At 60.6% G+C, this 26,966-nt stretch carries 22 protein-coding genes and 1 pseudogene; 5 read left to right on the forward strand and 18 right to left on the reverse strand.

Features of this window, described 5'->3' with window-relative positions:
* Positions 1-14 precede the first annotated feature (14 nt).
* On the reverse strand, positions 15-1,541 hold the full coding sequence (gene yfcC / locus VCB98_RS02200; protein ID WP_346050031.1) for a putative basic amino acid antiporter YfcC: 1,527 nt from the start codon (positions 1,539-1,541) through the stop codon (positions 15-17).
* Between the two features lie 54 nt (positions 1,542-1,595).
* Positions 1,596-4,349, reverse strand: a complete 2,754-nt coding sequence (locus VCB98_RS02205; RefSeq protein WP_346050033.1) for a TonB-dependent receptor plug domain-containing protein — start codon at positions 4,347-4,349, stop codon at positions 1,596-1,598.
* A gap of 484 nt (positions 4,350-4,833) precedes the next feature.
* Here VCB98_RS02205 and VCB98_RS02210 point away from each other — a divergent pair, with 484 nt between their 5' ends.
* Together VCB98_RS02210 and iadA are read left to right on the forward strand one after the other, a co-directional pair.
* Positions 4,834-6,612, forward strand: coding sequence for a cyanophycinase (locus VCB98_RS02210; RefSeq protein WP_346050036.1), 1,779 nt, complete (start codon positions 4,834-4,836; stop codon positions 6,610-6,612).
* Positions 6,609-7,790, forward strand: a complete 1,182-nt coding sequence (gene iadA / locus VCB98_RS02215; protein ID WP_346050037.1) for a beta-aspartyl-peptidase — start codon at positions 6,609-6,611, stop codon at positions 7,788-7,790. The genes VCB98_RS02210 and iadA overlap by 4 nt, the downstream gene beginning before the upstream one ends.
* A 69-nt stretch (positions 7,791-7,859) precedes the next feature.
* On the opposite strand, the pseudogene icd reads toward iadA, so the two are convergent.
* The 6 genes and pseudogenes from icd to VCB98_RS02245 form a co-directional block, all read right to left on the reverse strand.
* A pseudogene (gene icd, locus VCB98_RS02220) lies at positions 7,860-9,101 on the reverse strand (isocitrate dehydrogenase (NADP(+))); the annotation flags it as partial.
* 124 nt (positions 9,102-9,225) lie between these two features.
* Positions 9,226-9,681 (reverse strand): NUDIX domain-containing protein, encoded by a 456-nt coding sequence (locus tag VCB98_RS02225; RefSeq protein WP_346050041.1) that lies wholly within the window; start codon positions 9,679-9,681, stop codon positions 9,226-9,228.
* A 91-nt stretch (positions 9,682-9,772) separates the two neighbouring features.
* The gene (locus VCB98_RS02230) at positions 9,773-10,153 is read right to left on the reverse strand and encodes an Hsp15 family ribosome-associated heat shock protein (RefSeq protein WP_346050043.1); all 381 of its coding nucleotides are present in this window, start codon (positions 10,151-10,153) and stop codon (positions 9,773-9,775) included.
* 60 nt (positions 10,154-10,213) lie between these two features.
* Entirely contained in the window at positions 10,214-10,738 is a 525-nt protein-coding gene (locus VCB98_RS02235; protein WP_346050045.1) for a chalcone isomerase family protein, read from the reverse strand.
* A complete protein-coding gene (locus VCB98_RS02240) occupies positions 10,735-11,541 on the reverse strand; it encodes a DUF1295 domain-containing protein (RefSeq protein WP_346050047.1) in 807 nt (268 codons plus the stop codon). The genes VCB98_RS02235 and VCB98_RS02240 overlap by 4 nt, the downstream gene beginning before the upstream one ends.
* A complete protein-coding gene (locus VCB98_RS02245; protein ID WP_346050049.1) occupies positions 11,538-12,587 on the reverse strand; it encodes an SAM-dependent methyltransferase in 1,050 nt (349 codons plus the stop codon). Before VCB98_RS02245 ends, VCB98_RS02240 begins: the two co-directional genes overlap by 4 nt.
* A 152-nt stretch (positions 12,588-12,739) precedes the next feature.
* Between VCB98_RS02245 and VCB98_RS02250 the strand changes: the two genes are divergently transcribed.
* From VCB98_RS02250 to VCB98_RS02260, 3 genes are all read left to right on the forward strand, one after another.
* Entirely contained in the window at positions 12,740-13,936 is a 1,197-nt protein-coding gene (locus VCB98_RS02250; RefSeq protein WP_346050051.1) for a glycine C-acetyltransferase, read from the forward strand.
* 9 nt (positions 13,937-13,945) lie between these two features.
* Positions 13,946-14,971 carry an L-threonine 3-dehydrogenase gene (gene tdh, locus VCB98_RS02255; RefSeq protein ID WP_346050053.1) on the forward strand — a complete coding sequence of 342 codons (1,026 nt, stop codon included), beginning with the start codon at positions 13,946-13,948 and terminating at the stop codon, positions 14,969-14,971.
* 139 nt (positions 14,972-15,110) lie between these two features.
* The gene (locus tag VCB98_RS02260) at positions 15,111-16,388 is read left to right on the forward strand and encodes a M48 family metalloprotease (protein WP_346050055.1); all 1,278 of its coding nucleotides are present in this window, start codon (positions 15,111-15,113) and stop codon (positions 16,386-16,388) included.
* Positions 16,389-16,466: 78 nt separating this feature from the next.
* Here VCB98_RS02260 and sppA read toward each other — a convergent pair whose 3' ends face one another.
* The 10 genes from sppA to rpsP all read right to left on the reverse strand — a co-directional run bounded on the left by sppA (position 16,467) and on the right by rpsP (position 26,937).
* Complete coding sequence (gene sppA, locus VCB98_RS02265; protein WP_346050057.1) at positions 16,467-18,320, reverse strand: signal peptide peptidase SppA; 1,854 nt, start codon at positions 18,318-18,320, stop codon at positions 16,467-16,469.
* Between the two features lie 197 nt (positions 18,321-18,517).
* Entirely contained in the window at positions 18,518-19,306 is a 789-nt protein-coding gene (locus VCB98_RS02270) for a DUF6502 family protein (protein ID WP_346050059.1), read from the reverse strand.
* Between the two features lie 322 nt (positions 19,307-19,628).
* Entirely contained in the window at positions 19,629-20,159 is a 531-nt protein-coding gene (ahpD, locus tag VCB98_RS02275) for an alkylhydroperoxidase, AhpD family (protein ID WP_346050061.1), read from the reverse strand.
* Positions 20,160-20,236: 77 nt separating this feature from the next.
* Complete coding sequence (locus VCB98_RS02280; protein ID WP_346050063.1) at positions 20,237-20,776, reverse strand: peroxiredoxin; 540 nt, start codon at positions 20,774-20,776, stop codon at positions 20,237-20,239.
* 218 nt (positions 20,777-20,994) lie between these two features.
* Positions 20,995-22,860, reverse strand: a complete 1,866-nt coding sequence (gene htpG / locus VCB98_RS02285) for a molecular chaperone HtpG (RefSeq protein WP_346050065.1) — start codon at positions 22,858-22,860, stop codon at positions 20,995-20,997.
* A gap of 178 nt (positions 22,861-23,038) precedes the next feature.
* Positions 23,039-24,802: a tetratricopeptide repeat protein gene (locus VCB98_RS02290; RefSeq protein WP_346050067.1), complete on the reverse strand. Its 1,764-nt coding sequence runs from the start codon at positions 24,800-24,802 to the stop codon at positions 23,039-23,041.
* A 134-nt stretch (positions 24,803-24,936) separates the two neighbouring features.
* Positions 24,937-25,284, reverse strand: a complete 348-nt coding sequence (gene rplS, locus VCB98_RS02295; RefSeq protein WP_346050069.1) for a 50S ribosomal protein L19 — start codon at positions 25,282-25,284, stop codon at positions 24,937-24,939.
* Positions 25,285-25,338: 54 nt separating this feature from the next.
* Positions 25,339-26,100 (reverse strand): tRNA (guanosine(37)-N1)-methyltransferase TrmD, encoded by a 762-nt coding sequence (gene trmD, locus VCB98_RS02300; RefSeq protein WP_346050071.1) that lies wholly within the window; start codon positions 26,098-26,100, stop codon positions 25,339-25,341.
* Position 26,101: 1 nt separating this feature from the next.
* Positions 26,102-26,659 (reverse strand): ribosome maturation factor RimM, encoded by a 558-nt coding sequence (rimM, locus tag VCB98_RS02305; RefSeq protein ID WP_374729184.1) that lies wholly within the window; start codon positions 26,657-26,659, stop codon positions 26,102-26,104.
* A gap of 11 nt (positions 26,660-26,670) precedes the next feature.
* A complete protein-coding gene (gene rpsP / locus VCB98_RS02310; RefSeq protein ID WP_346050073.1) occupies positions 26,671-26,937 on the reverse strand; it encodes a 30S ribosomal protein S16 in 267 nt (88 codons plus the stop codon).
* Positions 26,938-26,966: the final 29 nt, after the last annotated feature.

Genomic DNA, 26,966 nt, shown 5'->3' on the forward strand with positions numbered 1-26,966 from the left:
CAAGGCTGTAACACCTAGCTGAACCCAATCAAAACGGCTCCCACCATGAAGGCCATGGAAAGCCCCAATAGCAGCAGCACAAAAGGAACGATGAACTTGACCCACGTCCACCAGGAAACCCGGGCCACACCCAGAACGCCCATGAGCACCGCGGAAGTGGGAATAATCAGGTTGGTCACTCCGTCACCCAGCTGAAAAGCCAGAACCGCCACCTGACGGCTCACCCCCACCAGGTCTGCCAGTGGCGCCATGATGGGCATGGTCAGCGCAGCCTGTCCCGAGCCTGAAGCCACGAAGAAATTGAAGCCCGCCTGAAAGCCGAGCATGGACAGGGCCGATGCTATGGGGCCCTGCCCCTCCATGGCCTGGGACATGGCGTGCAGGATGGTGTTGAGGACCGAGGGCGAAGTGGGATCATTGCCCCCGAGCACCACCAGGACCCCCTGGGCCATGGCCACAATCAGTGCCGCAGGCAGAAGCGCGGCAGCCCCTTCCTTGAAGGAGACCGCTACGGCATTGGTATCCATACCGTTAAGTCGGGAGACAGTGGCTATCACGCCGGCGGCCAGCCCCATGGTGAAGAACTGGGTAGCAATCTCGGCGATGTAATAGCCGCGAGCCGTAACGCCCCAGACAATCCAGGCGATCCCCGCCACGAGCACCAGGATCACCAGACCATGGGCCACGGTGAAACGATCCGATACCTGTTCTTCGAAGCGGTCACGAAACCAGGCATTGGCCTCCGGCACCGGCGATCGCCCTGGATCAGTCTTGACCCGACGGGCATGCCACAGTGCAAAAAGGATCAGGGTAGCCGTGAACACTGTCCACAGTACGCCCCGGAATCCAGCACCCGATAACACCGGCACCTCGGCGATTCCCTGAGCAACCCCCACGCTAAAGGGGTTCATCCAGGAACTGCCGAAACCCACCTGGGTCGCCACATAGGTGATCAAAATGGCGGTCAGGACGTCATAGCCCAACACCACGATCAAGGGAATGATGATCATGGCCAGGGCAATGGCTTCCGCCCCCATGCCGAAGATGGCACCCCCCAGAGAGAACAGGACCGTAATCAGTGGCAACAGGACCATGTCTCGACCCCGCATGGCCTTGACCACGCTGATCAGACCAGTCTGTATCGCGCCGGTACGCAGAATGATCCCGAAGGCGCCACCGATCAGGAGGATGAAGGCAATCACTCCCACGGCCGCGGAGTGTCTGTCACCTGCAACCAGCCCCTCGAAGGCAAAATTCAACAGCCCAGGGCTGCCCTCCTCATCACTGAACAGGCGCACACCGCGCCGGACCGGCTCGCCTTCCTCATCCTGAAGATATTGAAAGCTGCCGGGCACGACCACTTCCCGAGACCGCTCCACACCCTGCTGCTCATAGCTGACCACCCGGGTTTCAAAAGCGCCCTTGGGAACCACAAAGCTCAGCATCGCCGCTGCAATGACGATGAAGAACAGGATCACGAAGGTATCGGGAACGCGACTGGCCCCGGCCTGCGGTGTGACTGATGCGGCTGACTGACTCATTTCATGGCTCCGGCAAACCCCCGACCCCAGGGGCCGGGGGTTGCTGCACTCTGATTAACGACCAAAGGGCATGGTATACCGGAGCCAGTAGAACCGGCCCATGGTGGTGTGATTTACCAGGTCCACGTTAGCCGAGGAACCAAGCACCCTGGGCGGCTCATCATCAAGGATGTTGTCCACATGTAGCGAGAGCCAGGATTCATTGTCGAAATCAAGGCTCACGCTGCCATCCCAGCGGTTCCAGGAGGAGACACGAGCGAGATCCCCAATATCCGCCCGTTCGATGTCATCCTCGTAGGAGCCGGTATGGCGCAAAAGCAGGCCAAATTGCCATGGCCCGGTGTTCCATCTCGCCTCGGCATTGACCAGCATTTCAGGATAACGCCAGGTACCGGCAAGGCTCTCTTCCGGCTCGATGGTGGACAGACGGCGCTTGAAGGAATTGATCCAGGTCGCGTCCAGGAAAAGCCTTAGATTACCCGCCTGCCCCAGGTCGATTCGCTGCTCAATGGAAAGGTCCACACCATCGGTTTTCTGCTCACCCACATTGATGAGCTGGACAAAAACCTCCCACAAGCGGCTTTCCAGATCGCCGCTCATGGTTTCGATACCCACGTTTCCAGGGCCAATCCCACCGGGTTCAGCGATAAGATCCGGATCGTTCAATGCATCACGAAACACCACGGCATCGTCGATATCGACCAGATTGGTGTGCTCGAAACGCCAATAATCCAGACTGATGGTCAGATCATCCGTGGGGCTTGTCACGATGCCGAAGTTCCAGGAATCGGAGTCCTCCGCTTCCAGATCCGGGTTGCCGGTGATCTGGGACAGATAGGAGAGATCGTCGGCCTCGCCCTCACACCAATTGTCGAAAAACTCCGAATCCTCGGAACAGGGCAACGTCCCTGACGACAGGGTGATACCTGCACCCACCTGGGCCAGGGAGGGTGCCCGGAATGCCTGGGCCCAGGAGCCCCGCATCAGGAAGCGTTCATGGGGCTGCCAGCGGAAACCCACCTTCGGGCTGAAGGCACCGCTGAAGTCGCTGTAATGGTCGAATCGCCCCGCAAGCTGCATGTCGAAATTTTCAGCCAGGGGCACGTTGAACTCCGCATAAGCGGCGACCACATTCCTGTCCGCCTCCACATCCGTGGAACCGAATCCAAACACGGGCACCTGGAAGTTGTCATCCGGATCGGCCGTTGCCAGAGGCGAAGGATTGTCTTCGGCATATTCATGCCGGAACTCGGCACCGAAGGCCGCCGACAAGGCGCCATGACGAAGGCTGGCCAGATCACCGGCCAGACTGAAGTCAATGCCGTAAAGGCCGGACTCACCGCGCCGGGGTACACGCTCTCGGACCAGGTCCAGGACTTCCGGGCTATTGGCATCCTGCCCACCAAAAGGGTTGTACCAAAGACCGTCCGTCTCGGGGTCACAACCCACACTGCCATCCGGGCAAAGTTCACCAAAGAGGCCGGCGCGGAACTTTTCCCGATTCATGATCCCGCTGATGGCTCGTTGCACGGAACGGTTACGGGCAACGGTCAGGGCGGTATCCCATTCCCAGTTGCCGTCGGTAATGCCGTCCAAACCGGTGACCAGACGCCAGGTATCGCTTTCCAAATCAATGGCGCGGGCTTCATTGAAACGCCCCCAGCCCTGGAATAGCGGATCGATACCGAACTGGTCCAGCTCATCGGCTCGCTCATCGATCTCTTCCTGAACGTCGGTGGGGATATCCGGGTGGTCCAGGGAAATGATCTCACCAGACCAGGGTGCCGGTGCCGAATTCGCTTCACTCCTGTTCTGCTGGTAGATGAAATCGGCATACCAGCGGGTGCGATCAGTGATGTCAAAATGAGCGAACACACCCCCACCAATCCGCTCGGTCGGTGGCACAGTGTCAGTGAAGGCATTGCGGTTGAAGGAGCAGAACTCCCCGAAACGTCCGACGTCCTGAAGCTCAGGAGGACAGCTTTCCTCAATGAAGTCTTCCTGGATCAAGTCAGGGTCCACATTGAAGCTTGGCCAGCGGCCCTGCTGAGAGGGAAACGGCTCTACCGCCGTAATGGAACGGTCACGGTCCCGGAGGGCGGAACGGTCATAATAGTCGATGAAGCCTGTCACATTGCCGTTTTCGAAGTTCCGGCCGAATGCCACATTGATACTGCTCCGACTGTCATTGCTGCTCGCCGCCGAGTCACCATAGCCGAGCCTTACCTCACCGCCGTCCAGGTCATCGCGGAGAATCACATTGACCACACCGGCCACAGCATCCGCGCCGTAAATGGCTGAAGCGCCGGTTGCCAATACATCCACCCGGTCCACGGCAGCCATGGGGATGGAGTTGATATCAACAAATGATTCGCTTTGATTGGCGAAGGAAGCCACTGTCGTACGGCGTCCATTCACCAACACCAAGGTGGATGCGGTACCGAGACTGCGCAGGGAAACACCGGCAGCCCCCGCAGGACTATCGCCCGTCAATGTACCGCTCTGGGCCGTGGTGAAAGTCCCTTCACCGCCTCCCATCTGAGGTAGCAAACGAAGAAAGTCAATCAGCGAATCCTGCCCGGAGGCATCCAGATCTTCGCGGTCAAAGCTGAGGAGAGGCTGCACACCCTCCAGGTCAACACCGCGAATACGGGAACCGGTCACCTGGACCCGCTCCAGCTCCGCCTGACTTTCATCATCGGTGTCATCTGTCTCTGCAACGGCTAAGCCGTTCGCTGTCGTCATCCAGGCAAGGCTGGCGAACACAGCTACGGCCAACTTTGTATCAAAAGCGTTTTGATTGCTCATAAATCCCCCTGATCTCATCGGGATTCAAGGCCACCATCAGCCAGAGGCAGCTCTCCAGCTGTCATCCGAACGCCCACTGCGGACAGAAGACGCAGCAGCATCCTGAGGGATGTAGGCGGTTTAGGGGATGGCGCGGGTCCGACTGGTGCCGAGAGCACCGGGCGGGAATGCACCATCAGGTCACTGCGTGACCTGACGATCTATTCGTCGAACCACTCGCTGAGATAGTGCGGCTTGTACCGATACGGCGACTTGCAAAAGCGGCCGTGGAAGGTAGCCAAGCCTGTCAGTGTCTGGATGGCCATTGTTTCAGACCGCTCCCGGGGTCATACTACCCACTTGGTCTTCTCCAAAGAAGGCTGGCCTTGGATTGGCCTCCCCTGCCAGCCTTCCCCTCAGACTATCCACGACCTTTTGCCAAAGTCAAGTCACTGTGTCGCCCAGGCGACACTGATTCACTGCAATTGGACGGATGGGGAAGACCATGAAAACCCGCCAAAGGCTTGCATTCATTGCCTTCGCAGCGCTGTTGCTAACGGCCTGCGGCCCGCAGCCGTTGCAAGAAAACGACAACCCGGAAAATGACATTCAATGGTCACTGCTGCTTGCCGGCGGCAGCATCAGCCTGTGCTCCAGCCGCTATCGCAGCGCTTGCGACGATGAGCGCCGCGACGAGGCAGACTGGCCCACCAGTGCGCATACCGCGACGGTTTATCGACTGGACCGCAAGCGCCTGAAGCGGATTCTGGATCCTGCCTATTGGCAGGAAAAGCGGGAGCCGCAGAGGGCAAAACTGGAACAACGCCTGAAGGCCAGTCTGAAGAGCGGTAGCAGCGATTTTGCTCACAAGGAGCTGAGAGAGCTCATTCCGGATGAGCTCAGCCCGCGAGAGCGGGACCGGGTCATCGATTTACTGGAAGCATTCAGCGAAGACCCGGCCCGGGACGGTGAACGCGCCCGGGAATGGGTCAGCGCCGCCAACACTCGCGAGCACGAACGGCCTGCCATTTACCAGGAGTTTGTGGAAATGGCATCCGCGGTTTCCGGCAGGGATCAACCCAGGATACTGGTCTTCACTTCAGCCGCCCGAGACCCTCTGTCCGTGGTGGACTATTACCTGGGCGCCTTCGAACAAAGTGGCGCCGAAGCACGCTGGGCACCAACCGGCCCTGCGGTCCATGCCGCTACACGGGCCGGAGAATGCGACGACCTGGACCAATGGCGTGCCGGAGTCAGCAACGCCTGGAACCGTGCCCACATCTATCCTGACCTGGCCGCAAAGCAGACAGAGGCCTGCCTGAACCCCGACACTCTGACCTCTCTGATGGATTGGGCCGACGGGGTGTTCTTCAATGGCGGCGACCAGTCTCGACATCGGGCGACGCTGTTCAAGGATGAGCGCACGGCCGGCGCTGCCCTGACTCGACTTCGTGAGCGATTCCAGGCGGAGGCGTTGGTTGTCGGCGGGACCAGCGCCGGCACGGCGGTACAAACAGGGCAGGACATGGCCATGATTGCCAGTGGCACTCCGGAGGCCGCATTGCGCGGTAACATGGTGACATCGCCCCCACCCGCCCCGGATTGCGGCCTTCATGGTGACTGCCCGGAAGGCACTGATCCGGATACGCTGACCTGGCAGCAAGCGGGGGGCCTGGGCCTTTTCTCCTTCGGATTGCTGGATACCCATTATGGCGAACGGGGCCGTCCAGTCCGCTCCATTGCCCTGGCAGCTGCCACCGGCGCTGACCTGAGCTTTGGAGTCGATGAGACCACAGCCCTGCTTGTGGGCCAAAGTCCTGGCGGAGACCGGCATTTTCATGTTCTGGGTGCCGCCGCTGCCATGATCATGGATTTTCGCGAGTCTACGCTATCCCTGAACGAATCAGGTCTGGCCGCCCGCAATGTGTTACTCCACCGCCTGACATCGGGCAATGGGATGACAATCGATGCAAAGGGGCGTTTCCACATTGCCCCGGAAAGCAGCACAGAACAGGCAAGCTGCGACTCACCATCTGACGCGGATCTGCTGGGCGATCAGGGCGTTGCGAAGATGGCCGGAAAACTCCGTTGCAGCAAGCAGGCTCGCCTGACGGCAGAGCACCATGCATCACCGCAGCGCTGGCAAATCGAGCTTGAAGAAACAGAGCAGACGCAGTGGTTGAGTGCGGATCGAAACCAACACGTCGGCTGGTACGGCCTATCCTTGTCCCTTGGCCCTGAATCTGCCGCCGACAGCAAACGTGGAAAGGAGGCCCGGAAATGATGAAACTGCTCAAGAATTGCCGACTGCATTCACCGATGGATGAAGGCATGGATCACCTGCTGGTAGCCGGGGAGGTAATCGTCCTGCGCGGAGAACAGGCCCTGGCACTGGAGGGCTCTGGCGGTATTGAGAGCGCGGACATGGAGGGTCGCATGGTGATCCCCGGCCTGGTGGACTGCCATGCCCACATCACCGGCGGTGGTGGCGAGGATGGTCCGGAAAGCCGGGTGCCTTCAGTCGACCTGGGCGCATTCACCGCTGCAGGCGTCACCAGCGTGGTGGGACTGCTTGGTACTGATGACCTGGTACGCACCACCGGTGAGTTGGTGGTCCGCGCCCGCGCTCTGATGGCAGAGGGCCTATCTGCCTGGTGCTACACCGGCGGCTATCATGTCCCGCCCGTGACTCTTACCGGCAGCATCCGCGCCGATATTGTTCATATCGATCGGGTCGTGGGTGTGGGCGAACTCGCCGTCAGTGACCACCGTTCCAGCCATCCCACCGATCAGGAACTGATCCGCATCGCCAGCGAAGCTCATGTGGCCGGGCTGATGGCCAACAAGGCCGGAGTCCTGCACCTGCACCTCGGCGACGGCAAACAGGGCATGGACCCCCTGTTTCGGGTTCTGCGCGATTCGGATATTCCCGCCCGAGTCCTGCAGCCCACCCATATCAATCGCCAGCCTGCCTTGATGGATGAGGCAATGGAGGCTGCCAGACGAGGCTGTCACGTTGACATCACAGCCTTTCCAGAAGATCCAAGCCATGCTGATGTACCGGCCGCCGAGGCTCTGGCCCGTTATCTGGATGACAACGGTCCCAGCGGGCGGATCAGCGTGAGTTCCGACGGCGGCGGCTGCCTGCCTCATTTCGATGACCACGGGCATTTGCACAGCCTGGATGTGGGACGACCTGATTCCCTGCTATTAACGCTCCAGAAACTGTTGCGCAGTGGAAGGCCGGCAGAAACCGTACTGCCGGCCTTCACCTGCAATCCCGCCGAGCTGTTGAAACTGCCTCGCAAGGGGAGACTGGATGTGGGCATGGATGCAGATCTGGTCGTGCTCGAGGAGGACTATGCAGTGAGAGACGTGATGGCCCGGGGTCAGTGGCATTGGCGAGATGGTCAACAGCGTCTTTTCGGAACGTTTGAAAAACCGGGAAGAAAGACTGACTGATACTCAGAAAGAAAAAAGCCGCTCCCGAGGGAGCGGCTTTTTTCAAACAGCATCAGCGAAAGATGCTTACATGTTGCCGATCAGGGCCTCAGCAAATTCGCTGGTCTTGACCTCCTTTGCACCGTCCATCTGACGGGCAAAGTCATAGGTCACCGTCTTGCTGGCCACGGTCTTTTCGTAGGCCTTCTGTACCAGTTCGCTGGCCTCGGTCCAGCCCATGTAGTCCAGCATCATGGTGCCGGAGAACAGCAGGGAGCCGGGGTTCACCTTGTCCTTGCCGGCATGCTTGGGTGCGGTGCCATGGGTGGCTTCGAAGACAGCCACTTCATCGGAGATGTTGGCGCCGGGGGCAATGCCCACGCCACCCACTTCCGCGGCACAGGCGTCGGAAAGGTAGTCACCATTCAGGTTCATGGTGGCCAGCACATCGAACTCTTCCGGACGCAGCAGCATCAGCTGGAACATGATGTCGGCGATGCGGTCCTTGATGACAACCTTGCCTTCCGGCCGCTTGCCATCGTACTTGTCCCACAGCTCATCCTCGGTGATGATCTTGTCACCGAACTCTTCCTTGGCCACTTCATAGCCCCAGTTGCGGAAGGCGCCTTCGGTGAACTTCATGATGTTGCCCTTGTGGACCAGGGTCACGCTCTCACGACCCTGCTCAATGGCCCACTCAATGGCCTTGCGCACCAGGCGCTTGGAGCCGAAGGGGCTGATGGGCTTCACACCCAGGCCAGCGTCGTCGAAGAAGTTGGCGCCCATCTCATCACGCAGGAAAGTGGACAGCTTCTTGTTCTCATCGGACCCGGACTGGTATTCGATGCCGGCATAAACGTCTTCGGTGTTCTCACGGAAGATCACTACATCGATGTCTTCGGGCTTCTTCAGCGGCGAGGGCACGCCCTCGTAGTACTTCACCGGACGCACGCAGGCGAACAGGTCAAGCTGCTGGCGCAGGGAGACGTTCAGGGAACGGAAGCCCTCACCCACCGGGGTGGTCAGCGGGCCCTTGATGGCCACCCGCAGGTCCTTGATGGCTTCCAGGGTCTCGGCCGGGAAGTAGTCACCGTCATATTTGCCGGCAGCCTTCTCGCCCATGTAGAGCTCGGCCCAGTGAATCTTGCGCTTGCCGCCATAGGCCTTCTCCACGGCGGCATCCCAGATCTTGCGGCAGGCCGGGCTAATGTCGACGCCAATGCCGTCACCTTCCACCATGCCGACGATGGGGTTGTCCGGCACCTTCAGCTCGCCATTTTCACGCGTGATCTTCTCCCCGCCTTCAGGCAGGACGACATGCTGATAAGCCATGGAGTGCTCCTTGGAGTTTTGACAATACGAGACCGCCCCCGACGCATCGGGGGCGAGAAAACGTCAATTATACCGAATCTGGACCATGATTTCCCGGTAACGGAAAATTACTCTGGTGGCACTTTCAGGGCTTCTCCGGCACTGGCAAGGGCCTGACCGGGGCACACTCGCCCTTGTCACGCCAGCGCAGGTAGTCATGCAGGATCAGACCATGATCAAAGGCCAGGGGCGGGGGCTTGGCGGGGTCGGCCAGCTTGATGGCGCGGGCGTCGTCTCCGGCACGGGGCGTGCCCACCGCCCGGCCGACATAGACGACGCTGACATTGTGGCCGCGCGGGTCGCGGCGGGGATCGGAATACACACCCAGCAAGGTGACCAGACGGACCTCCAGGCCGGTCTCCTCCCAGGCCTCGCGCATGGCCGCCCGCTCCACGGTCTCGCCGATGTCCACGAAGCCCCCCGGCAAGGCCCAGCCCAAGGGTTCATGATGGCGCTCGATCAGCACGATACTGCCATCGTTGCGGTCCGGCTTTTCGATCACCACATCGACGGTGAGCAAGGGGGTCTCGGGTCTTGGCATGGGGACTCCTGTCTGCCTCGCAGGGCAGGATAACAGGAATATGGCTCCCGTTGCCTGCGCACGTCGGCGCTACCCTCCTGGCGGGCCGGCGCTAGTCCTTGCCGGTCATGCGACGCAGTTGGCGCCGTTGCTTCTTGTCAGGACGTCTCTCGGGAATGGGCCGTGCCAGGCGCTCCATCTTGCGAATTTCGGCATTCTTGCGCCGCCGTTCCAGGCTTTCCGCAGTCTCTTCATACAAGGTCTCGGCCACCTTCGCCGGGCCCCGCTTCTCGGACAGGACCTGAACCCGAACCTCGAACTGCTGCGGCCCCTTGGTGATCCGCACCGCATCTCCGGGCTTCAAGCCATGGGCCGGCTTCACCCGATGACCATTGACATGCACCTTGCCCCCGGCCACTGCCTGCTGAGCCAGAGAGCGGGTCTTGAAGAACCGCGCCGCCCACAACCATTTGTCGACTCTGACGTCACTCATGGGGCCATTCTATCAGGACACAGGGAATGGCCTCGGAGCTCAAGAGCACTACAGACGATCCTACTTCCCCAGCAGGCGGCGGCGGAAGGCGGGAGCAGTGGTATGTTCACTTAACCAGATTTCAAAAAAGGGACGGGCGAAGTCCGGATCGTCCACTTCATGACGGAACTCGCCATTGAAATAGAAACGAACGGATTCCCCAGGCCGATACCATCCGGTAATGCGGTCACCGTCGGAGACATCCGGAAAGGCCTGTTTCTGTTCATCCAGCCAACAATCTTCCAGGAGATCGCAATGACCCAATTCCTTCATTTCCTTTGCCCCTCGTTCGGCGATGTCCTCGCCCTTGAGGTTCCGGGCATACTTGAAATCCAGCACGAATGGCTGCTCCCAGCCCCATTCTCCATCCGGCGCCCACAGGGCACCGTCGTAGACATGAAAGAGATAGACCCGCAACCTGGCACTGCCTTTCAGCTGCCAGTCTCCGGCGTCACGGATTTCGGCGGGCAATTCACCCGTCCCCTCGGCCCTCGCGGTTAGCGGCAGCAGCAGAAACAATAATAGCGCCAGCAAGGCTGATCTCATGAGTCACCTCCACGGGCCCTTGGCGGACCGGGGATCAAGGCATTGGTGCGGCGGACATAATCGACATATTCCGGCTTTTTCTCGGCCAGGCTTTTTTCCAGCAAGGTCACGCCGGAAACGCGGGCAATGAAAAAGGTCATCAGAGCCGGCCCGAAAAAGGTCCACCATCCGCCGACCGGCACGCTCATCAGCCAATAGGCCCACCAGACGCAGACATCACCGAAATAGTTGGGGTGCCGGGTATAACGCCACAGGCCGCGATCCATGACCCGACCGCGGTTTGCCGGATCAGCCTTGAAGCGAGCCAGCTGCCAATCACCGACGCTCTCAAAAACAAATCCCACCAGCCATAACAGCCCCCCAATCCCCAGGAGCCAGACCCAGGGCGTGTCAGGCGGGCTGCCGTGCCCCACCATCAACAGGGGGAAGGCCACCAGCCACATGATCAGGCCTTGCAGAACAAAGACCGTGAACAGGCTCACCCACCAGAAGCGCGGGCCATGCTTGTCGCGCATCTGTCGATATCGGTAATCCTCGCCGTGATTCCAGTTGCGCCAGCTCAAATACAGGGACAGGCGCAAGCCCCAGAGGGTGACGAGGACCACGGGAATCAGCATCAGGCTTTCCCGGGGGCCTGTCAGCCACCAGAACCATGCCAGGAGCACAAAACCAAACCCCCAGCAACGATCCACCAGGCTGGCGTCGCGCAATACCAGACTGGATACCCAGACCACGAACATCAGACCCAGGGCTGGAACCAGGCCCAGCAGGGCCGCGCTGCCGAGGGATTCAATGCCATTCATTTCTGCCCCTCCTCTTCCGGCTTGCGAAAGCGGTAATGGGAAACCCACCATTCCTCTCCACCCCGGAACGCAAAGAACTCCTCGCAGGCGAGGAAGAACATGCGCCAGCGATTGAACCAGACAGCAGCATCCTCCTGCCCATAGGTGTCAGACATGAGCGGCATGAGTTCGGATCGATTCTGATCCAGGTTATCCAACCAGGCACGACAGGTTCGGGCGTAATGCCGGCCATTCCAGCGCCAGTGTTGTTCAAGACGAAGGGCCTGTTGAAAACGCCCCGGCAATTCATCCGAGGGCATCAATCCGCCCGTGAAAAAATATCGCGCCATCCAGTTGCCGCTGCCCTCGGTCTCGAAGAAATAGGGATAATCTCTGTGGCAAAAGATATGAATGAACAAGGCGCCACCGGGCCGAAGCCAGCTATTGACCCGAGCAAGCAACTCGGACCAGTTGCGCATGTGCTCAAACATTTCCAGAGAAATTACCCGGTCGTAGGACTGGGGCGTCTGGAATTCATTGATGTCGGCGGTAATGACCTGGAGGTTCCCAAGACCCCGCTCCCGGGCCCGGGCCTCAATGAATGCCTTCTGGCCCGCGGAATTCGAGACTGCGGTAATTCGTGCGGCGGGATAACGCTCGGCCATCCACAGGCTCAAGGCACCCCAGCCGCAGCCCAGCTCCAGAATGCCCTGCCCGTCAGCCAGTTCCGCCCGCTCACAACTGATTTCCAGTGCCCGATTCTCGGCCTGAGCCAGGTGCCAGGTATCCCCGCCCCACCAGCAGGCGGAGTACTTCATGTTCGGCCCCAGCACCCCCTCGAAAAAGCGGGTTGGCAACTCGTAATGCTGCTCGTTGGCGGTATCGGTCGCCACCGCAATCGGGCCCTGGGACATCTGCATCAGCAAATTCTCCACCGAGGCCGCCCGTTCCTCGCAGTCCGCCGGTCGCAGCCGGTCAGCCCGCTGTCGCAGCAGCTGACGAATACCCAGTCGAGTCAGCATATCGGGGATCCAGCCCTTCTCCACCAAGGCGATGAGACGGTCCATTGTGTCTTCTCCAGCCTTATTTGCGATACCCGGACTATACAGGGGTTATACATCTCGATTGCAAATTATTTCAATCGAAGCAGGGCGAGGCCGGCTCGCAGCAGCCGAACTGTTATAATTTGGCGCTTTCCCACAATTCTGGAGGCAGCCACGTGAACTCGGACATCCGCGACCATCTCCGCAAGGAACTGGACACCCTCCGCGAGGAAGGCCTCTACAAGGCCGAACGGGTGATCACCACCCCCCAGGAGGCCGAGATCGCCCTGGCCGACGGCAAGGAGGTCATCAACCTCTGCGCCAACAACTACCTTGGCCTGTCCAACCACCCGGAAGTGGTCAAATCGGCCCACCAGGCACTGGACGAGCATGGCTTTGGGATGTCTTCGGTGCGCTTCATCTGCGGCACCCAGGACATCCACAAGGACCTGGAAGCGAAGATATCCGAATTCCTTGGGCAGGAGGACACCATCCTCTATCCCTCCGCCTTCGACGCCAATGGCGGCCTGTTCGAGACCCTGCTGGGCCCGGAAGACGCAGTGATCTCCGACGAGCTCAACCATGCTTCCATCATTGACGGTATTCGTCTTTGCAAGGCCAAGCGTTTCCGCTACCGCAACAACGACATGGCTGACCTGGAGGCCAAGCTCAAGGAGGCCGATGAGCAGGGCGCCCGGTTCAAGCTGATCGCCACTGACGGTGTCTTTTCCATGGACGGCTATATTGCCGATCTGAAGGCCATCTGTGATCTGGCGGACAAGTACCAGGCCCTGGTAATGGTGGACGACTGCCACGCCACCGGCTTCCTCGGCAAGGGTGGGCGCGGCACCCACGAGTACTGCGAGGTGATGGGCAGGGTGGACATCCTCACCGGCACCCTGGGCAAGGCCCTGGGCGGCGCCTCCGGCGGCTACACCTCAGCCAGCAAGGAAATCGTGGAATGGCTGCGTCAGCGCTCCAGGCCCTATCTCTTCTCCAACACCCTCGCCCCGGTGATCGCCCAGACCTCCATCCGGGTACTGGACATGCTCTCCGGCGATGACAGCTTCCGCCAGCGGCTTTGGGACAACACCCGCTATTTCCGGCAGGAAATGGAAAAGCTGGGCTTTGAACTGCTGCCGGGCGAGACGCCCATCATTCCGGTCATGCTGGGCGATGCCAAGCTGGCCAGCGAAATGGCGGACCGCCTGCTGGCCGAAGGTGTCTATGTCATCGGTTTCTCCTTCCCGGTGGTTCCCCGGGGCAAGGCCCGCATCCGCACCCAGATGTCCGCGGGCCTGGAACGGGAGCACCTGGACCGTGCCATCGCGGCCTTCGCCAAGGTCGGGCACGAAATGAACATAATCGATTGAGGAAGGCTTATGCGCGCTCTCGTAAAGCAACATGCTGAAGAAGGGATCTGGATGCAGGACGTGCCCGAGCCGGAGCCGGGTCCGAATGATCTGCTGATCCAGGTGAAAAAGACCGCTATCTGCGGCACCGACATCCACATTTACAACTGGGATGAATGGGCACAGAAGACCATCCCGGTGCCCATGACCGTGGGCCATGAATTCTCCGGCGTGGTGGTGGACATGGGCTCGGAAGTGAAAGGCTATGAAAAGGGCCAGCGGGTTTCCGGCGAGGGCCACATCACCTGCGGCCATTGCCGCAACTGCCGCGCCGGACGTCGCCACCTCTGCCCCAATACCGTGGGCGTGGGCGTCAATCGCCCTGGCTGTTTCGCCGAGTATCTGGTGATCCCGGCCGAGAACGCCTACCCCTTGCCGGATTCCCTGCCTGATGAGATCGCCGCCTTTCTCGATCCTTTCGGCAACGCCACCCACACGGCCCTGTCCTTCGACCTGGTGGGTGAGGATGTCCTGATTACCGGTGCCGGGCCCATCGGCATGATGGCGGCCGGCATTGCAAAACATGCCGGTGCCCGCCACGTGGTGGTGACCGACATGAATGACTACCGACTGGACCTCGCCAGGACAATGGGCGCCAGCCGCACGGTCAACGTCAAGAACGAAGACCTAAAACAGGTCATGCAGGAGATGGGCATGAAGGAAGGCTTTGACGTGGGCATGGAAATGTCCGGCGCCGGCCCCGCCTTCCGTCAGCTGATTTCCGCCATGACCAATGGCGGCCGCGTTGCCCTGCTTGGCATACCGCCCTCCGATACCGCCATCGACTGGAACGAGGTGATCTTCAAGGGTCTGTTCCTGAAGGGGGTCTACGGGCGAGAGATGTTCGAGACCTGGTACAAGATGTTGGCCATGCTGGATTCAGGGCTCGACATATCCCCGGTGCTGACCCACGAACTGGGCGCCGATGAGTACCAGAAGGGCTTTGACATCATGCGGTCCGGACAATCAGGCAAAGTGGTCCTGGACTGGGGGTGAGGAGCTGCGAGCTGCGAAAAAACGGATATTCCTGGCTAATCGTCAGTTGCAAAAAGCCGGCCTGATGGCCGGCTTTTTGTTTGTCTATATCGCATTCCTCCAATGCTAGAATCGGATCCATGTTGAGTGGAGGTCGGGCATGCTTAGATTGCGGATATTCTCTCTGGTGATTATTCCCTTGCTCCTTGCTGCCTGTGCGGTGAACCCGGTCACGGGTGATCGGGAGTTGCGGCTGATTTCCGAGCGTGAGGAGATCGGCATTGGCGAGGAGCAATACGCGCCACTGCGCCAGATGCAGGGCGGGGACTATCAGGTGGACCCGGGGCTGGTGGACTATGTGAACCAGGTGGGTCAGCGGGTTGCGCGTGAGAGTGACCGCCCGGAATTGCCCTATGAATTCACCGTCATCAACAGCAGTGTGCCCAATGCCTGGGCCCTGCCCGGCGGCAAGATTGCCATCAACCGCGGTCTTCTGACCGAGTTCGAAAGCGAAGCCGAACTGGCCGCCGTGCTGGGCCATGAGATCGTCCATGCCGCGGCCCGCCACAGTGCCCGTCGCATGGAACGACAGCTGATTCTCCAGGCCGGCGTTCTGGCCGTGGCCGCCGCCAGCAGTGACAGCCGTTATGCCGGCGCCATCGTCGGCTCGGCTGCCATCGGCGCCGGCCTGATTGGCCAGCGCTTCAGTCGCAGTGATGAGCTGGAAGCCGATGAGTTCGGCACCCTCTACATGCACCGTGCCGGCTACCACCCCGATGGTGCAGTGGACCTCATGGAACGTTTCCTGCGGCTATCGGAGGATCGGCGCCAGGGCTGGCTTGATGGCCTCTTCGCCAGCCACCCCCCTTCCCGAGAGCGGGTCCGGGCCAACGAGGCAACCGCCGAGCGTCTGGGCCGCGAGGGCGAATGGGGCCGGGAACGCTTTGAATCGGCCATGGCCCTGCTGCGCGCCCACCAGCCAAGCTACGACAAGGCGGACACGGCCCGCCGCCATCTAAGCCAGGGTGAGCTGGACCAGGCCCTGCGGCTCGCCAACGAGGCCCGTGACCAGGTACCGACGGAAGCGCGATTCCACGCCCTGGTAGGTGACATCCATCGCGAGCGGGGGTCTCACCGGGAGGCGCTGCGCCATTACCAGCGTGCCGTGGAACGAGAGGCCGATTACTTCCAGCACCACCTGATGATTGGCTTGACTGCCGTAGCGCTGGCCGATGATGAGCAAGCCCGCCCCGCCCTGGAACGCAGCATCGAGTTGTTGCCTACTGCCCCGGCGCATCTGGAGCTGGGCCATATCCATAAACGTGCGGCCGACCGAGATCAGGCCATCCGCCACTACCGCATCGCCGCCCAGTCCGATTCCGAGTCAGGCCGCCGCGCCCGTGCCGCCCTGGAAGAAATGGGCGTGGATTTCGACTAAGGGCAATTCCCTATATGAGCTCCCAAGAAAAAGGCCCCGGCAGAAACCGGGGCCTTAAGCCTTAGCAAGCAACGACCGTCACTGGCGTAAATCGCAGGCCGCACAGTAGTAATACAGGTGGTTGGGATCATTGAAGCTATCCAGCCGCTCCAGGTCTGCTTTCAGATCTTCCAGCAGAGCACGGTGAGGCGCCTGGCGCAGGCGACTTTCATTCAGGCCAAGCACCTCAGCGCTGGCGCCACCGAGCAGATCGGCCATGAACTGCTCCCGCCAACTCGGCTCTCGTTCCCAGTAGCGAACCTGCCACTGCTCCAGCTCTGCCAGACTGGCCGCGGCATCAATGGCTTCCTCCAGACCGCCAAGCTCATCCACGAGACCGGTCCGGTGGGCATCAATACCACTCCAGACCCGCCCGCGGGCCACCGCATCCACTTCAGATACCGACATCTGACGATGCTCGGCGACCCTTTCAATGAATTCACGGTAGCTGTGCTGGATGGATAGCTCGAGAGCATCACGAGCATCGTCGCTCATGGCCCGGTCAGGACGGAACAACCCCGCCATCTCCGTGGTGCCTACGCCATCGCTGGTAATCCCGATCTTTTTCAGGGTTTCCTCAAAGGTCGGGAACATGGCGACGACGCCGATGGAACCGGTAATGGTAGTGGGATGGGCCCAAATCTCATCGGCAGCCATGGAAATCCAGTAACCACCAGACGCCGCCACGCTACCCATTGAGGCGACCACGACCTTGCCGTCTTCCTGGGCCAGTTCCAGCTGCCTGAGGATGACATCGGAGGCAAAGGCCGAACCACCAGGGCTGTCCACATGCAATACAATCGCCTCGACAGAATCGTCGCGCCGGGCATCGCGAATCAGGCGGGCAGTGGAATCACCACCGATGGCACCGGGCGGCTGATTGCCGTCCATGATTGGACCGACTGCCGGGATCACCGCAATGGTCTTACCGCGTCCCTGCTTCTTGTCATCGCCATGAGCCAGGAGGTAGTTTTCCATATTGATCTGCCGAAAACTGCCATGCTCATCATCACGGCCGCTAACCTCAATGATGCGATCCCGCATGCCATCCCGAGGCAAGAGCGCGTCCACCAGACCGATCTCCAATGCCAGCGTGGCAAAGTCTCCGTCCACTGCTTCAAGATTATCCGGGATACCATCGATAAAGGCCTCGATATCATCCGGGCCCAGCTGGCGGCGCTCTCCAACCTGGGCAAGCCAGGCGTCCCACAGGTCATTCATGTAGGCAAGGCGAGCTTCACGGTCCTCGTCGGACATATCCTCACGCATGTAAGGCTCGACAAAGGACTTGTACTCACCGACGCGGAATACATTCCACTCCACGTCCAGCATGTCGATGGCCCCCTTGTAGTAATTTAGATAGGAGCCAAAACCGGTCAGCATGACCTGGCCGCTGGGGTGGATGAAAATCTCGTCGGCGTGGGAAGCCAGAAAATACTGGGACTGGCTATAACGGTCCCCGATGGCATAGACGGGACGATCAGTTTCCCGGAACCCTTCAATCGCCTCGGCGATGGTCTCGAGCTTGCTCAGACCACCACCCCAGAGCTCATCAAGACTCAGTACCAGTGCGCTGATGCGATCGTCCTCAGTGGCCAGTTCGATGCTTCGAACCACGTCGCGCACCAGGGTTTCCGGGCGCTCCTGCCCCAGGGCTCGATCGATGGCACGATCCAGTATGGTCCCCGAACGCTGCTCCACCAGCATGCCGCCTGGATTGACCACCAGCGCCATGCCCCGATCCACCTGGGGTTTGTCGTCGGGAGAGAAAATCAGAAACAATAAAAGGATCAACACCCCGAAAAACAGCAGGTTTACGATGACGCGACGGGTAGTCGTTAGCGCGCCACCGATCCGGGCCAGCAGCCCCGGATTTTCCCAGTCCTTACTCATGAAAGATTCCTCCGATTGACCCTTGCCGGGCTCGCCTGACTCCGAAGGAGTCACTTGAACGCGCCCTGACAGCTAACATTCCGCCTAGGGAAGCAAGATAGGGACTATACCGGGGGAAAAGCAGCAGGCAAAGCGGCAGGCTGCCGGCCGGAGCTCTCCGGCCGGCAGCCACCCAATGCGTCTGCTGTCCGAAAAGGTTACTGCTCGAAGGTGAAGACCACCGCCCCGGCTCGACGGGAGCGGCCACTGCTGTCGGACTTTTCACTCGGCAGGCAAGCCGCCAACTTGTCGACAGCCTGTTTTCCCTCCTCAGCGCCGGCCCTCCGAAATGCTTCCAGGGAAGACTCCGGGACTTCACGTACGCTGATGCCATGGAAGTGCGGTGTCTGACTGTCCTTCCAATGCCGGTCCACGCTCTCGATCATCGCGGCCGCGGCATCGCCAAGGAACTGCAGCTTGTCGGGCGCGGCATCCGCAGGCGGGGCATAGGTCTTGGTTCGCAGGGAGAGGTGACCGTCATCGTGTCGCTCCACCGCCCGGACGCGGTCAAGCTCGTCCAGCACGGCCCTGGGCGGCGCATCGCCACTGTAGCGGCGCACCAGGCTAACGAAATCGATTGCCGCCTGGTCGTCTTCCATCTTCAGGCGCACCGGTTCGCCCTGGCCATCGACAAAATCCGGGTCATTGACCCAGCCGTAGATGACTCGGGCTGCACGGTTGAACAGTCGCAAGGTTGCTTCACCGTTGTTCTCGGGCACCGACTGGACCCTCTTGACCTCTTTGCGGGATAGCCCGGTGATCACCGACACCCGAGAATCACTTTGCTTGCGGCCCGGAATACGGAATTCTTCCCGTGCCACCTCCACGAATACCGATTTGGCCAGTTCAGCAAAAGCCTTGTAACTGACGCCATTGCGCAGCAACAGACGGGCCAGCGGCCTCAACATTGACACCAATGCCTGATTAAGGGGGCTGTTCTCATTCATACGCATCTCTCTTATGTCAAAAAAACAGGTTGCCAATTCACTCCTGAAAGCAGCCTGCCGGAGCCCCCCCCGGGCCTCCCCCTGGCCTTACCTCCGACATTGCAGAGCGTAGCCAGATTATGCAAAATAGATGACCTTGAAAATCTTACGATCTCGAACTGAATTCTAGCCCGCCTGACAGCTCCCGGCAAGCCAAAATTCCTGACCCGCCCTTACCAGATTACCGGGGAATAAGGCAATCAACCCATAACTCACTGATAAGTAAAGAAAACGCCGCCCCATGGGAACGGCGTTCTGCTGTATCGTTGCGTCAGAATGTCGCTTAGGCGGCGAACCTTGTGGTCGTCGCGGCGGCGTTGATGACAGCCGCGATACGGACGGCACTTTGAATGGCCTCTCGGCCGAGGCCCGCCTGACGCAGAACTTTCTCGTGATTCTGCACACACAGTCCACAGCCGTTGATAGCCGACACGGCCAGGCAATAGAGCTCAAAGTCGGTCTTGTCGACACCTGGGCGGCCAATCACGTTCATCCGCAGCTTGGCCGGCATGCGGCCGTATTCCTCGTCCTCCACCAGGTGCAGAAAGCGATAGTAGACGTTGTTCATGGCCATGATGGAAGCAGCGGCCTTGGCCGCATTGGTCGTGGCTTCATCGGCCTGTTCGGCGACCAGACTTTCCACCTGACGGGCAAACGCCACATTGTCGGCGGCATAGGCCGAGGCCAGGGCGGTGCCGTAGATCTGCTCCTGGCTCAGGCCGGGCGCACCTTCGGTCTTGAGTACCGAGCTCAGGTTCAGACGAATGTCCTTGGCGTGATCAGGCAGTGCCTGCTTGAGTTCCGTGACGCTCATGGGTCACCTCCCGTTGTTCCGAAAAAAGCGGCCCCCGGATACCGGGGGCCGCTCGATCTCACTCACCCACCGGATAATCAGGCGGCGTTGAGGGTCTCTTCGCCCTTCTGCCAGTTGCAGGGGCAGAGCTCGTCGGTCTGCAGCGCGTCCAGAACCCGCAGGATTTCATTGGGGTTACGGCCCACGCTCATATCGTTGACCGACACGTGACGGATGATGCCGTCCGGATCGACGATGTAAGTCGCCCGCTGAGCAACGCCCTCTTCCGGATCCTGGATACCGAGCTGGGAGACCAGCTTGCGGTTCAGGTCGGCCAGCATCGGCACGGGCAGATCCTTCAGGCGGTCGTCGTTCTGGCGCCAGGCCAGGTGCACGAACTCACTGTCAGTGCTGGCGACCATCAGCTGGGCATCACGGTCCTCGAACTCGTCGGCCATATCACCGAAGGACTGGATCTCGGTCGGGCAGACGAAGGTGAAGTCCTTCGGGTAGAACATGAAAATGGTCCACTTGCCCGGGAAACTCTTGTTATTGATTTCTTCAAAGGCGTTCTTTTCATCCGTGGAAACAGTCGCATTCACGGAAAACTCAGGGAACTTCTCACCAATTCCAAGCATTATTTACCTCCTCCTAGGGTTTTCATTTTTGCTATCGAAATAGCCACTTTTATTTTCGGGTGCTATTAAAACGCACACCCGAAACTCGCTCAAGCAAATCGTTTCAATAGGTTGGATAGGCAGCACCTATCTGGTGACAACACAGGCCGCAGTCGCCGACCACCACGCGGCGAACGCCCAGGCGGCGGCGACAGGGCCATGTGGTTCCACTCAGGGACTCATGCGTTGGCTTCGCGTACCAGCATGGTGTTGAGGCGGCGAACGAAGCCCGCCGGATCGTCGAGCTGCCCCCCTTCCGCGAGGACAGCCTGGTCAAACAGCACCCGCGCCCAGTCGGCAAAGGTCTCCCCCTCGTCCATGGAAGACAGGCGGGTCAGCAGGGGATGATCCGGATTGACTTCCAGGATGGGACGCAACTCGGGCACCGACTGACCGGCTTCCTTCAGCAGGCGCTGCAGGTTCAGGCTGATGCCGTCCTGCTCCGCGACCAGACAGGCCGGAGAATCCACCAGGCGGCGGGAGACGCGCACTTCCTTGACCTGCTCGTCGAGTGCCTTATTGAGACGCTCGAGCAGGTCCTTGTGGGCCTCGGCCTGCTGCTCGGCGTCCTTGTCGTCGTCCACTTCGTCGGCGTCCAGATCGCCCTGGGCCACCGATTTCAGCGTCTTGCCCTCGAACTCGGGCAAATGCGCCACCAGCCATTCGTCCACCCGATCGGACAACAGCAGCACCTCGATGTCCTTCTTGCGGAACGCCTCCAGATGCGGGCTGTTGAGCGCCGTGGCGTGGCTGTCGGCGGTGACGTAGTAAATGGCCTTTTGGTCCGGCTGCATCCGGTCCACATAGTCCTTGAGCGAGACGGTCTGGCCGTCGGGATGCCGGGTGCTGGCAAAACGCAGCAGCCCGGCAATGCGTTCGGCGTTCTCCGGATCTTCCGCCGGGCCTTCCTTGATCACCTGGCCAAATTCATCCCAGAAGCGGGCGTAATCCTCCGGCCGATTGCGGGCCATGTCTTCCAGCAGGCCCAGGACCTTTTTCACTGCACCGGCGCGGATACTGCGGACCAGGCGGTTGTCCTGGAGAATCTCCCGCGAGACATTGAGGGGCAGATCATCGGAGTCCACCACCCCACGCACGAAGCGCAGCCAGGCCGGCATCAGCTGCTCGGCCTCGTCCATGATGAACACCCGGCGCACGTACAGGCGCACGCCCCGGCGACGCTCCCGATCCCAGAGATCGAAGGGGGCCCGGGAAGGGATGTAGAGCAGCAAGCTGTAGCTTTGCCGACCTTCCACGTGATTGTGGGTCCAGGCCAGCGGCGCTTCCGGGTCATGGCTCAGGTGCTGGTAAAAGCCCTGGTAATCCTCGTCCTTGAGTGACTCCTTCGGCCGGGTCCACAGGGCCGCAGCCTCATTGACCTTCTCCCAGGCCTCACTGCCCTCTTTCTCGGATGGCATCAGGATGGGCAGACCGATGTGGTCGGAATAGCGACGGATGATGTGGCGCAGACGGGCCGGCTCCAGGAACTCCACGGCGTCATCCCGCAGTTGCAGCGTCACCGTAGTGCCGCGGGACTCGCGCTCGATCTCCTCCAGGGTATAGCTGCCGGTGCCGTCAGAAGACCAGCGCACGCCGGCTTTTTCGTCGGCCCGGCGGGTCTCCACCGAGACCTGGTCGGCAACGATGAAACTGGAGTAAAAGCCGACGCCGAACTGGCCAATCAGCTGGGCGTCCTTTTTCTGATCGCCGGAAAGGGAATCGAGGAAGCGGCGCGTGCCGGAACGGGCAATGGTGCCCAGATTGTCGATCACTTCCTGGCGGCTCATGCCGATACCGTTGTCACTCACGGTAACAGTACCGGCATCCTTGTCCGCCTCGACGCGGATTTCCAGTTCACCGTCCCCCTCCAGTAGCGTGTCATCCTTTAGAGCGGCGAATCGCAGACGATCACAGGCATCAGAGGCATTGGATACGAGTTCGCGCAGAAAAATTTCCCGGTTGGAATACAGGGAGTGGATCATCAGCTTGAGCAGCTGCTGAACCTCCGCCTCAAAATGCCGGGTTTCGACGTTCGCCTTGGCCATGACGCTGTACAACCTCCTGGAATCGAACGGTAAAAGCACTCCACTCCCGTGAGGGAGCGGGGGATGAACGGAGAAAAAGGTGGGGGCAGCAGAGGCCATTTCAAGGGGCCGCGACTGCCATTGCATACCTTGCCGCGTGTTGCCCCTGCCTCAGCCTTGGAGCACCACCCACGGTCAGCTAGGGATCGATCTCCGGCCCTGGTGGACTGGCGGGCTGCAAGCGCAGTCGCTGAATCCGGTTACGCAAGACCGAACGACGCGCCTCATCCTCGGTTGCATTCAACAAGGACTGGTAGAGCCTGCGCGCGTCCTCGGTGAGCCCGGCATCGGCGAGCGCATCTGCAGCCCGGTACCGGGCCGTCTGCGCCCACTGATCCATGGAAAAGGGGTCATGAAAGCCGGCCGAGCGAAGATAGAGACGGGCGGCCTCCAGACGGTCACCCATCCCCTCGGCGGATTCTGCCATCCAGAACAGGATTTCCCGATGCTGCCGGTCTTCCAGATCCTTTTCCAGGAGGCGCTTCAAGTACGCCAAGGCTGGCTCGTGATCTCCCATGTTCTGCAAATCGAACAGGACTTGCAGCACACGCTCCACCGGAAAATCCTCAACGTCCTTATCGAAAAGGGCATCCAGTGCAGACAGCCCTTCTTCCCTGGCCCCGCCCAGCAACAGCACCCTTGCGCGGCGTAAGCCCCAATCCAGCTCCTCTACCCCGTCCGGGGCCTTGTCCAGACCTCTCATGAGACGGGAGGCCAATGGAATATCGGCCTCTTCCATAACCAGGTCTGCAAGCAGGTAGCGCACCGTTTGCGGAATCGAATCAAGTGCCTGGAAATGGCCACTCTCCAGGTAGAGCTGACGAATGATGGCGGGGCCTTCCCGACGGTTGACCAGGGTGGCGGCCAGTTCGCCGTGGGCACGCTCTCGTTGCTTGGTTTCAAAACTGTTGAAGGCGATGACACTCAAGAGCGCGCGCGTTTTGACCGGCTCGGAGTCGGCGTAGGATTCGGCCAGCTCGAACCACATGGGGTCATCCCCCACCAGTATCTGGGCCTCATTCCCCAGGCGTTCACCGAAATCCTGATAGGCCGCCCACAGTTGCTCCGGCGCCAGGCTGAATACAGGGTCAACCCGGCCACCCTCATCGTAAAGCCCCAGACCCCGCTCCAGGGCCCCGATTCGGGCGGATCGATTGCCCGTCTTCTCCGCCGCCTGAGCGGCCACGGACCAGGTCAATCGGCGATCAAGTGCCGGGGTCTGATCGTCAAAGCCGAAACGAATGGCATCACTGAGCACGTCCCCGGCCTGAGCGGAGTCCGCCGCCAGTCTGGCAGCGAGTCGTAGCGGTCGATGCTCGTCTTCGGGCAAGGCCTCCAGAACGGCCAGAGCCTCCCGGCCCTGCCCCTGCTGCAAATACAGGCGGGCCTCCATCACCCGGGTCTCACCGTCATCATCGCCATGGTCCTGACGCAATCGCCTCAGGGCACTGCGAGCCGCTTCTGAATCCCCTCCCTCAAGGTGGGACTCGACGATCATCTGGCGCCATCGCGGCAAGCGTTCACCGGGATCGCTGAACCAGATCTGCTCACGCAGGACGGTGCGGGCCTCTTCGTCACGACCAAGAGCCAGCAGCGCACGGGCCCTCTCTCCCTGGGCCCAACGCATGAATTCCGGGTGCAAGCCCCGCGGATGCTCGGCCGCACGATCCGCCAGGGCCTGCCACTGGGCGCGGCTACGATACAGAAACAGCCGTTCACGCTCCCACTGCATCCAGGCAACCGGGTCTTCTTGCAGCGCCGGCTGATGTCGATCCATCAGTCCCAGCGCCAACTCCGTAGCACCGGACCGGGCCAGGGTAGAAACCTCCGACAGCGCGGAAACCTCGGCCACGCTCAGAGCCGGGGAAATCATTAGCAACAGACTGGCAATCAGGCGACGCAATGGCTTCATCCTTGGGCAGTCGAGGGCAAAAGCACAGTATCCCGAATTACGACGACGAAGGAAAATTCCGGTCGCCCAGAAAAAAGGGCGGCTTCCATGGGAAGCCGCCCTTTCTATCAGACAAGCAATCGGTCTTACTTGACCTTTTCCTTGATTCGGGCGGACTTGCCCTGGCGCTCACGCAGATAATAGAGCTTGGAGCGACGCACATCACCCCGACGCTTGACCTTGATCTCGGCCACATTGGGGCTGTGGGTCTGGAACACCCGCTCAACGCCTTCACCGTGAGTGGTCTTGCGAACCGTGAAGGCCGAATTCAGGCCCCGGTTGCGCTTGGCAATCACCACGCCCTCAAAGGGCTGCAGGCGCTCGCGGTCGCCTTCCACCACACGCACTTGAACCAGCACCGTGTCCCCGGGACCAAACTCGGGCACATCGGTCTTCATCTGCTCTTTCTCGATTTCCTTGATGATGTCGCTCATGACTTCACCCTGCTCGCTTCATTTTCAGAATTACCGGAGCCCGCAGCCGTCCTGCTAACTCGCCCCTTGATCTCCGTGCTGCTCGGCGATGAACTCGTCCAGCAGACGGCGCTCCTCTTCATTCAGCTCACGCCGCGCCAGCAAATCCGGCCGACGTTGCCATGTCCTTCCCAACGCCTGTTTCAGGCGCCACTGCCGAATGGCCTCGTGATCACCACCCAACAGCACCGGCGGAACCGGCTTCCCGACCACCGTCTCCGGCCGGGTGTAATGGGGATGATCCAGCAGACCATCCGCCGAAAAAGAATCCTGACTGGCGGATTCAGCGTGCCCCAGGGCACCTGGCTGCAATCGGGCCAGGGCATCGATCAACACCATGGCCGGCAGCTCGCCACCGGAGAGAACGTAATCGCCGATGGAGACTTCCATATCGACTTCGTTCTCCAGCAGACGCTCATCAACGCCCTCGTAGCGCCCGGCCACCAGCAGCATTCCCGGCGCCTGCGCCAGCTCTTCCACCAGGGCCTGATCCAGCACTCGCCCCTGAGGACTCAGATAGATCGTCCTTGTGCCTGACGGCAAACTGGCACGGGCGCTGCGAATGGTCTCGCCAAGGGGCTCGACCCGCATCACCATGCCAGGTCCGCCGCCATAGGCGCGATCATCCACCGTCCGGTGCCTGTCCTGGGCGAACTCCCGTGGATTCCAGGTTTCCACCGACAGCAGAGACCGTTCCACGGCGCGCCCGGTGACACCCACCCGGGTAACGGCTTCCACCAACTCCGGGAACAGCGAGATAACAGCTACCCGGAACATCTCAGAAGTCCGGATCCCAGTCGACGACCATCCTCTTTGCCGACAAGTCCACCGTCTTGATGAACTGCCCCTGAACAAAGGGCAACAGACGCTCCCGATCACCCTTGACCACAAGGACGTCATTGGCGCCTGTCTCGAGCAGGCCAGTCACCCGTCCCAGCTCGACGCCCTCAAGGGTTTCAACCTGAAGACCGATGAGATCCAGCCAGTAGTATTCACCTTCCTCGGCCGGCGGCAACTGTTCCCGCCGCACCGCCACATCCCGCTTCAGCAGCTCGGCGGCCTGGTCCCGGTCCTCAATACCTTCGAGGCGGGCCACCACACCATTGCCGTGTCGGCGCCCGTCCAGGACAGTGATGGCTTCCCATCCGCCCCGTCCTTTGAGATACCAGGTACCGAAGTCGACAATGGATTCCCGCGGTCGGGTGTGGGAAAAGATCTTTACCCATCCGCGAACGCCAAAAAGGCCGGAAATCCGGCCCAGAGTGACCATGTCACTGTCACTGACGTGTCCGCTGTCACCCACCGCTACAGTCCGGCCTTCGGCCTGGTCCGCCATGGCTGGCGATATCAGGCCTCGGCCTGGCTTTCAGCCTGCTTGCGGCCCTGCTTGAGCAGCGCTGCGGCACGCTCGGAGGGCTGGGCCCCCTGAGACAGCCAATAGTCAGCCCGCTCCAGGTCGACCCGCAGGCGCTCTTCATCGCCACGGGCAACCGGGTTGAAAAAGCCCAGACGCTCAACGAAGCGACCGTCACGGGACTTGCGGCTGTCCGCGACAACCAGGTGATAGAAGGGGCGCTTTTTCATGCCACCCCGGGCAAGACGAATCGTTACCATGCCGTTACTCTTTTCCGTTTCGCAAAAAT

The organism is Natronospira elongata (genome assembly GCF_034931365.1).
GTDB lineage: Bacteria > Pseudomonadota > Gammaproteobacteria > Natronospirales > Natronospiraceae > Natronospira > Natronospira elongata.